We start from the raw sequence: 979 nt of genomic DNA, 5'->3' as shown, positions 1-979 counted from the left end.
TTCCTGGCAGCAGGGATCTCGCATATGGACCACACGCCCAGTATCGAACAGGCCGCGTTCTCAGTCGAGACGAGCCGCCTCTCAGACCAGCTGGCGGCGATCAGGCTGGCGCTGAAGGCATCGCCGGTGCGCAGGCGGCTCCTGTGGGCCTCGATCGGCATTGTCGGCGTCATCGTCGCGACCTCGATCGGGCAAGTGCTGCTCAATCGCTGGAACCAGCCTTTCTATGATGCCCTGGCGCGGCGCGACCTGCCGGGCTTCCTGCATCAGCTGATGGTATTTGCCGCAATTGCCGGCAGCCTCCTGGTGCTCAATGTCGGCCAGACCTGGCTCAACCAGACGATCCGGCTGAAGTTGCGCGAGGCGCTGACGCTCGACCTGATCGATGAATGGATGCGGCCGGCGCGTGCGTTCCGGCTCACCCATGCGGGTGCGATCGGCGTCAATCCCGATCAGCGCATGCAGCAGGACGCGGGGCATCTCTCCGACCTGTCGACCGATCTCGGCGTCGGCCTGCTGCAATCCTTCATCCTGCTTGTATCTTTCATCGGCGTGCTGTGGGAGCTCTCTTCCGGCTTCGTCTTCCATGTCGGCGGCCATTCGCTGGAAATACCGGGCTACATGGTCTGGGCGGCGATCCTTTATGCCGGCATCGCCTCCTGGCTGAGCTGGCTGGTAGGCCGGCCGCTGATCCGCTTCAACAGCGATCGCTACACGCGCGAGGCCGTGCTGCGCTCCTCCGTGGTCCGCGTCAACGAGAATGTCGACGCCATCGCGCTCGCCCATGGCGAGGCGGACGCCAGGCGGCAGCTCGAGCTCGACCTCGGCGGCGTGCTCGACGCCATGCGGCGCATCTACAGCGCCCAGATCAACCTGTCCTGGGTTACCGACGCCTATGGCTGGATCACCGTGGTGGCGCCGATTCTGGTCGCCGCACCGGTCTATTTCGCGGGCGACATCAGCTTCGGCGGTTTGATGA

1 protein-coding gene is annotated in these 979 nt (G+C 64.8%); it reads left to right on the top strand.

What is annotated here, in order from left to right:
- Positions 1–24: 24 nt before the first annotated feature.
- On the top strand, positions 25–979 hold a 955-nt coding region (locus EOA60_RS34695), incomplete at its 3' end, for an SbmA/BacA-like family transporter (protein WP_164899852.1).

Origin of the sequence: Mesorhizobium sp. M1A.F.Ca.IN.020.06.1.1 (assembly GCF_004023265.1) — a bacterium.
In the GTDB taxonomy this organism is placed as follows: Bacteria; Pseudomonadota; Alphaproteobacteria; order Rhizobiales; family Rhizobiaceae; genus Mesorhizobium.
Note: the sequence above shows the minus strand (reverse complement) of the source record. Positions and strands in the feature narration are given on the sequence as shown.